This is a genomic window from Marinospirillum perlucidum (genome assembly GCF_003336805.1).
In the GTDB taxonomy this organism is placed as follows: domain Bacteria; phylum Pseudomonadota; class Gammaproteobacteria; order Pseudomonadales; family Halomonadaceae; genus Marinospirillum; species Marinospirillum perlucidum.
Map to the genome: position 1 here is coordinate 1 of NZ_QFWJ01000017.1, position 7,064 is coordinate 7,064.

A 7,064-nucleotide genomic window follows, 5' to 3' on the forward strand; every position below is an offset into this window, starting at 1 on the left:
TTCAAGCACCAGACTGATGGCATCCAGTTTGAATTCTTTGGAGTATTTCTTGCGTGTTGTCATTGCTTTCACCTCAGTTAAGTTGATTATGCTTAACTGGGTTGTACAAATCCATTAGACCACCTCAAACCTCCAAAACCACTGAAGGGACACTTGACCCTTTAAATGAGCAAGAAATTAACGATTTCATTCAAGCAATCAATGACTACCGTAGCCAGGATGCCGACTGTGGAAGCGAAGGGGTATTTGATTCTCAATCTGCACTAAGCTGGAATCAGAAGCTAGCTGAAGCCGCTCAGGTTCACTCCAATGATCAGTATGAACACGCCAACATGAGCCATACTGGTTCTGATGGATCAACCCCCGGCGACCGTATTGAGGCTCAAGGATACAGTTGGAGTACATACGGGGAGAATGTTGCTCGGGGCCACGCTAGCGTAGAGGCAGTTGCCAAAGGCTGGATGGATAGTGACGGTCACTGCAAGAATATGATGAATGGGAATTTCACCGAGTTGGGGATTGCCGCCACTGGGCAGAACAGCCAGCGTTACTGGACTTTGAATCTGGCTAAGCCCAAAGGTTAACCAGCTATCGAAACAGAGGTGACTTGGGCTTGTGAAAAGGTTCCTCTGGGTTAAAAGGGGCTGAGCCTTTGGCCCACCCCCTTTTTCCTCCCTGCATTAAGCTATTGCTGGACTCTGCTTCAACTCGTTAAGTAAAGAAAATACACCTCGACCCTCTTTACCTGTGCGGCGACACTTCCACTTGCCAGTGCCTGGCCAGAAATCAAATAGCTCCGGCTTGATGCCTACAATCAGATGGGTTCCATTATTTTTCGACTCAAAAGGAACCCCTTTTTGTTGGAGTATCGCTGTTGATTGAACTCGATTGCTGGCTCTGCGTTCCTGACTTTCTTTCTTGTTGTCCTGAAATGCTTGGGATTTACTGCGATTGATCATGGTGATTTCCTCTTTAAGGTAACTCTGGCTGCTCTACTCCATGGCAAACCAGCGGTTGGTTCAAAAATGAGTGGGAAAGCGTCCTTGCTCAAAAGATCAGGGTGATCTGTAAAGTTTTAGAGAGGAGGTTGCAGATAGGTGGAATGCGTGGGACTCCATTGGCTTAAAACACGATGTTCTGGCTCTGGCTCATCGTCAAACAGCTCACGCTCTTCGCTCGACATCAGCTCCCTTAGTAAGCCACCGGCAGAGAAAAGGCGTTTTCTTTTGGTTTGCTGAACTAATTCAACGAAAACATCCTCTTGTTCATAGCTGCTGGCCACCTTGGTGTTATAGGCTACATGGTTAATCACCTGTTGATCTTCTGATAGACCATCACGTGCTACCCCTCGCACATGAACTCTAGGCAGATATGAAATGCCAAGCGCTTCCTGCCACAACTCAGCCCACCGCGACTCTTTAACGTAATGCTTACCAGCAAACATACTCGGCTTGACCAGTAACAGGCAGTGAAAGTGCGGGTGAACATAGCCTGGATGCAGGGTGTCCTCAGTGATTTCTGTATTTCTCAGGTGTCCGGCCAGATGTTGCAGTTCTTTTCTTCTGAGCATTCGGCTGAAAGCCTGGTTCATGCAATCAAGCACCGGAGACAGCTCAGTCACTGGACAGTTCTGAACCGTTAATGTCAGGAACAACCAGCGGTGATTAGAGGGCTGCATCTTGAGGAGATCCAGTACCGTATGCATTTGCGCTAAACGCTTCATCTGTTTACGCCACTGACAAATCGGGCACGCCCGATGCTTGCAGTACCAAGTCTTGATCACGGGAGTCATTGGGTTATGGGTGCTGATTCCCAAAGTCTCAGCGCATTGGTGTATTAGCTGACCATCCTGATGGGTTACGGAATTTCTCAAAAGCTGGCCTGCAATGGCCTCAGCTTTTCTCTTGAGCTGGGTGAACTCTTGGATCTGGGGTAAGTGTTGTAAGGCGGGATCGAATGGGTATCTATCTGTAAACATGCTTGCACCTATCAGTTTTTGCCGAATGGCATTTATCGGAAGAAGAGGTGCCTTTAGCCTGCCTGGGGGCCAAAAGGGTCAACACAGGCATGGTTTTGGCTCTCTTCATACCATGTGCAAGCTATGTAAAAAAATGTAGAAAAACTTCTTATATATTAATAAGAAGGAGCCAAACCTGGCTCCTATTCCAAAATATTTCAGACCTATATCACTAACCTGACAGCAGGCTGACCTACCACTCTGCCCTGCTCAATTTCATCTACCCCCCCCCCTATGCCCTGCCCCGCTGATTGATTCAGCAGGGTGGGGCTTTTTCTTTTGAGGAGAATATTCATGGCGCATCTCGTTGAACAAATGGCTTATGTTGGTGAAACCCCTTGGCATGGCCTGGGCAACCAACTGACTGAAAAACAACCGCTGGAAGTCTGGTCTGAGCAGGCCGGTATGAACTGGCAGATTGAAGAATCCCCGGTGCATTTCATTGCGCGGGGTGACAATCACCTGGGCGAGCTGCTGGCTTACCCAGACAGCAAGGTTCTGTATCGCTCGGATACTCAAGAACCCCTGTCTGTGGTTGGCAACCGCTACAAGGTGGTGCAGCCCGAAGAGATTCTGGAGTTTTATCGGGATCTGACTGAGATTTCCGGCTTTGAGCTGGAAACCGCCGGGGTCTTGAAAGGAGGCCGCAAACTCTGGGCCTTGGCCCGTACCGGGCAAACTGGTGTCCTGAAAGGCAAAGATCGCACCAACGCCTATGTGCTTCTGGCAACCGCGTGTGATGGCAGCATGGCCACCACGGCTCAGTTCACCAGTGTGCGGGTGGTCTGCAACAACACTTTGGCCGTGGCCTTGCAGGATCAAGGCGCTGCCGCCACCAGCGTCAAAGTTCGTCACAGCACAGCATTTGATGGTGAAAAGGTCAAAAAGGAGTTGGGCATTTCGGTAAGCAGCTGGAGCCGCTTCATGGATCAGATGAAGGAGCTGAGCAACCGGCCCGTCAGGATCAAGGAGTCAGAAGACTTCTTTCGCAAGGTGTTTACCGATCCCAATGCTCGTAACCCGGACAACAACCAAAAAGCCATGGCTCGTGCCCTGGAGTTGTTTGATGGGCATGGTCGGGGTTCGGATCTGGCTTCAGCACGGGGCACCGCTTATGGCCTTTTGAATGCCGTGACGGAGTTTGTGGATCACGAGCGCCGGGCGCGTAATACCGATTATCGCCTGGATTCGGCCTGGTTTGGGCAAGGCGCTAATCTCAAGCAAAAGGCTCTGGATGAGGCCATGGCACTGGTCGTCTGATTCATTTTATTTCAATCCGCCCTCGGTGCTTCGTGCGCCGGGGGCTTTTTTATGTCTGGAGGTTCACATGGGCAATCTGTCTATTTCTCAGCATTTTAACCACCAACCCATTCGCCTGGTATCCACCAAGGGAATGCCTAGGGAAGAATGGCTCAAGATTCGTAATCAGGGCATCGGGGCCAGTGAGGCCGCTGCGGCTGTAGGCATCAGCCCTTACCAGTCTCAGCTGGAATTATGGATGATCAAAACAGGGCGTATGACCCCCGTGCCTGAGCTATCCCTGGATGAAGAACGCTCCCCCATGTATTGGGGCACTGTGTTGGAACCCATCGTAGCCGAACACTACACCCGTAAAACCGGGCGTCGAGTCCGGCGCGTGAATGCCATTTTGCAGCACCCCGACCCGGATAAACACTGGATGCTGGCCAACCTGGATCGTCAGGTGGTGGCCAATGATGAAGTGCAGCTGCTGGAATGCAAAACCGCTGGGGAGTTCGGGGCCAAGCTTTGGAAAGACGGTGTGCCGGAATACTACCAGTGCCAGGTGCAGCACCAGTTGGCGGTGACCGGCAAGCAATCTGCCGATGTCGCAGTCTTAATCTGTGGTCAGGAGTTTCGGGTGTATCGCATTGAGCGCGATGACGCTCTGATCGAACAGCTGATCAAGCTGGAGCATCAGTTCTGGTCTTGGGTCGAATCGGATACCCCACCCCCGGCTGATGGTACTGAATCAGCCGGTCAAGCTTTGCGTCAGCTTTACCCGCATGACAACGGGGAAACCCTGGATCTCAAGGAAGACCCGCAACTGAATAATCAGTTTGACCAACTGGTTCGCCTGCGTGAACAACTGAAAGCTCTGTCGGATCAGGAAATTGCCTTAAAGCAGCGCCTTCAGGAAACCCTGGGGGATGCCAGCAAGGCTCATTTTCAGGGCGGCATCATCAGTTGGAAGCGCAGCAAGGATACGGTAGCTCTGGACTCTAAAAAGCTGCTCAAGGAACACCCTCACCTCCTAAACGACTATGCCCAGCTGCGCTCTGGCAGTCGTCGTTTTGTTCTTCTACCCCGCACCACTCCTAAAGGAGGGAAGCATCATGATTAAAGGTCTTGTCATTACGCCCCCGGTTGTGGGGCGGATCAGTATCGGGCGGGTGGTCGAGAAAAACGGCCAACGCCTGCCCCAGAAAGATGATCAGTTCACCCTGACGACTCAGGTACAACAACGTGATGGCTGGTTACTGCACCCACTGGATCAACAGCTGCGTGAACAACACAAAACCCAGAAGCTTCAGCGGATTCCGGTGCGGCTGTTATTCAGTGAGCCGGATCTGAATTTTCGGGCTGAGTACACCTTCTTTGATCGCAAGTCGGGTCGTCCGGTCTGCACCGGCAATGGAGATACTTGTCGTCGGGCCACTCAGGAAGGGGTACAGCAATTGCCCTGCCCTGGCCCCTCGTTGTGTGAGTTTGGTAAGGGCGGCCTGTGCAAAGCCTATGGTCGCCTGAACCTGCTGGTGGGTGAAGGCGGTGATCTGAGCAGTTTCATCTTTCGTACCACAGGCTTTAACAGTATCCGCAGCCTGATGGCCCGGATGATGTATTACCAGGGACTGTCCGGGGGGCTGCTGGCCTACCTGCCGTTGCAACTGAAAATCCGGGGCAAAAGCACCCAGCAGAGTTTTCGGGCACCCATCTTCTATGTGGACTTGGAACTGCCCGAAGGCGTGAGCCTGACGGAGGCTCTGGGTCTGGCCAAAGACCGAAAAGAAACCCTGGAAGCCGCTGGCTATGACCAGGCGGGTCTGGATCAAGCCGCCCGAGATGGTTTTGCCAATGGGCTCTTTGAGTACACCGAGGATGAAATCCCGGAAATTCTCGAAGAGTTTTATCCCCCGGCCAACGATGGCCACTCCAATCAACCCCCGCATCAAAGCAACCAGCCGCTGCGCCAAAAGCTTGCGGCCAATGGTTAAACCACCTTCAAGGAGCTATCCCATGCCCGCCCAACTGATGACCGGGAAAACGCCCGGCATCTATGAAATTCGTGAACCCGTCACAGAAACGGAACTACTGAACCTTTCCCAGCAACTGGCCAGGCGGCGTCTTCGCAAGGGCCGCATCATGGACAATCCAGAAGCCGTTGCTTTATCCCTGCAAACCCTGCTGATGGAGCGCCCCCATGAAATCTTTGGTTTGGTGCTGCTGGATAACCGCCACCGGATGATCGCTTTCACTGAGTTGTTTCGCGGCACGATTGATGCCTCCAGCGTCTACCCGCGTGAAGTGGTTAAGGAAGCACTGGAGCACAACGCCGCTGCGGTGATTCTGGTGCATAACCATCCAGCCGGAAACCCCACCCCCAGCAATTCAGACCACCACATCACCCAACGAGTCCAGAGAGCCCTGGAAACTGTGGATATCCGGGTGCTGGATCACTTTGTGGTGGGCACTGATGGCTGGCTGTCATTTGCTGAAAAGGGCTGGCTTTAAGCCACTCCGCTTCCTAACCCGCTTTAAGCCCGGCCTCATGGTCGGGCTTTTTTTAAACAGGAGTTTTTTTATGAAGCAACAATTTCGTTTGGGGGATCACCTGGTGGTTGCCCGTACAGCCTACAGCCATCACGGCATCTATGTCGGCAATGGCCAGGTGATTCATTACGCCGGGGGGATACCGGGACTACAAGAAGCCACAGATGATAGCAGTATTCAGCAGACCACACTGGAAGGCTTTGGTAACGGTAAACCCATCAAAATCAAAATCCACGACCAGTCACTTTACTCGGAAGAGGAAGTGGTTGCCCGAGCTAAAAGCCGTCTGAAGGAGGATCAATACCATGCGTTTTTCCATAACTGTGAACACTTTGCCAACTGGTGCCACGAAGGTGTCCCTACGAGTCCGCAAGTCCAGGCTGGAACGACTGCGGCAGCGGTGGCATCGGCTGCAACACTGGCTGGAGGACCGATCACACGAACGCTAGCCACTGCTGCCGGTGGTGGGGCGACCCTGGGTACTTTTGGTGGGCCAGCCGGTATTGCTATCGGTGCCGGGCTGGGTCTGATTACCTGGGGGGTGTATCGCACCCTGAAAAAATAATTTCGGAAGAAGGGCGGCAAGTGCCGCCCAACTTTGTGTTTAGTTAAAATTTTTTGACTCATCTCGCATAGTGACTCGCTCACAAATCCATTCCTCAACTTCTGCTTCCAACCAACCCACACACCGCTTCATCAAAGGTATTGGTTTGGGGAAGTCTCCTGAGTCCATAAGCTTGTAGATGGTAGAACGAGCCAGACCTGTCCGATTCATTACTTGAGGCAAACGTAAAACTTTCATGGCAAAGCACCTTGTAATGGGTTCATAAGGTGCGTGCGAGCTGTAAGAAATTACGCAGGGTCAATTTCAGGATTATCCCCCCCTACACTTCTTAGCCAGGTCCGAGGCACTCCAAATTGATCATCCCTGGTGGTCATCACCTCTGGATTTTTGAATTGTTCAATTTCACTAATCGACATCATCAAATTGCTTGAAGGCTCAGAATCAACACTTAGAGCCTCTAGGGAAACAACTGCAATAGATCCTGCAACTGAGGCTTCAGGCACAACAAAAAACTCTATGGGAAGCTTAAGCCAATCTCGCAGCCTAGCGGCCACATCCAATGCCAAGCATGTAGTGGTCAACTAATCCCGGACAGTGTTTTAAGGTTTTCCTCAGCTGCAACGGGCGAAATACCGTCGTTGAATGCATGAGGTCGTTGCCGGTTGTAGTAGTCCATCAGGTAGCCACCCACAT

At 52.0% G+C, this 7,064-nt stretch carries 10 protein-coding genes; 6 read left to right on the forward strand and 4 right to left on the reverse strand.

Translation table 11 applies throughout. The annotated features are described in order from the left end of the window. Positions 1–101: 101 nt before the first annotated feature. Positions 102–584: a CAP domain-containing protein gene (locus DFK18_RS14305; RefSeq protein ID WP_218563977.1), complete on the forward strand. Its 483-nt coding sequence runs from the start codon at positions 102–104 to the stop codon at positions 582–584. 96 nt (positions 585–680) lie between these two features. Here the strand turns inward: DFK18_RS14305 and DFK18_RS14310 are convergent, their stop codons facing one another. Both DFK18_RS14310 and DFK18_RS14315 read right to left on the reverse strand, forming a co-directional pair. Continuing rightward, positions 681–959 (reverse strand): hypothetical protein, encoded by a 279-nt coding sequence (locus DFK18_RS14310; RefSeq protein ID WP_114418957.1) that lies wholly within the window; start codon positions 957–959, stop codon positions 681–683. A 116-nt stretch (positions 960–1,075) separates the two neighbouring features. Beyond that, entirely contained in the window at positions 1,076–1,978 is a 903-nt protein-coding gene (locus DFK18_RS14315) for a protein rep (RefSeq protein WP_114418958.1), read from the reverse strand. A 333-nt stretch (positions 1,979–2,311) separates the two neighbouring features. Between DFK18_RS14315 and DFK18_RS14320 the strand changes: the two genes are divergently transcribed. The 5 genes from DFK18_RS14320 to DFK18_RS14340 all read left to right on the forward strand — a co-directional run bounded on the left by DFK18_RS14320 (position 2,312) and on the right by DFK18_RS14340 (position 6,371). Continuing rightward, positions 2,312–3,277 carry a DUF932 domain-containing protein gene (locus tag DFK18_RS14320; RefSeq protein WP_114418959.1) on the forward strand — a complete coding sequence of 322 codons (966 nt, stop codon included), beginning with the start codon at positions 2,312–2,314 and terminating at the stop codon, positions 3,275–3,277. Between the two features lie 67 nt (positions 3,278–3,344). Further along, complete coding sequence (locus DFK18_RS14325) at positions 3,345–4,379, forward strand: YqaJ viral recombinase family nuclease (RefSeq protein ID WP_218563978.1); 1,035 nt, start codon at positions 3,345–3,347, stop codon at positions 4,377–4,379. Next, positions 4,372–5,250 (forward strand): recombination directionality factor, encoded by an 879-nt coding sequence (locus DFK18_RS14330; RefSeq protein ID WP_114418960.1) that lies wholly within the window; start codon positions 4,372–4,374, stop codon positions 5,248–5,250. The genes DFK18_RS14325 and DFK18_RS14330 overlap by 8 nt, the downstream gene beginning before the upstream one ends. Positions 5,251–5,272: 22 nt before the next feature. Continuing rightward, positions 5,273–5,767, forward strand: a complete 495-nt coding sequence (gene radC, locus DFK18_RS14335; protein WP_245944410.1) for a RadC family protein — start codon at positions 5,273–5,275, stop codon at positions 5,765–5,767. A gap of 70 nt (positions 5,768–5,837) precedes the next feature. Then, positions 5,838–6,371, forward strand: a complete 534-nt coding sequence (locus DFK18_RS14340; protein ID WP_162299801.1) for a lecithin retinol acyltransferase family protein — start codon at positions 5,838–5,840, stop codon at positions 6,369–6,371. Positions 6,372–6,410: 39 nt separating this feature from the next. Here DFK18_RS14340 and DFK18_RS14345 read toward each other — a convergent pair whose 3' ends face one another. Both DFK18_RS14345 and DFK18_RS14525 read right to left on the reverse strand, forming a co-directional pair. After that, positions 6,411–6,608 carry an AlpA family transcriptional regulator gene (locus DFK18_RS14345; protein WP_114418962.1) on the reverse strand — a complete coding sequence of 66 codons (198 nt, stop codon included), beginning with the start codon at positions 6,606–6,608 and terminating at the stop codon, positions 6,411–6,413. A gap of 50 nt (positions 6,609–6,658) precedes the next feature. Continuing rightward, positions 6,659–6,874 carry a hypothetical protein gene (locus DFK18_RS14525; protein ID WP_162299802.1) on the reverse strand — a complete coding sequence of 72 codons (216 nt, stop codon included), beginning with the start codon at positions 6,872–6,874 and terminating at the stop codon, positions 6,659–6,661. Positions 6,875–7,064 lie beyond the last annotated feature (190 nt).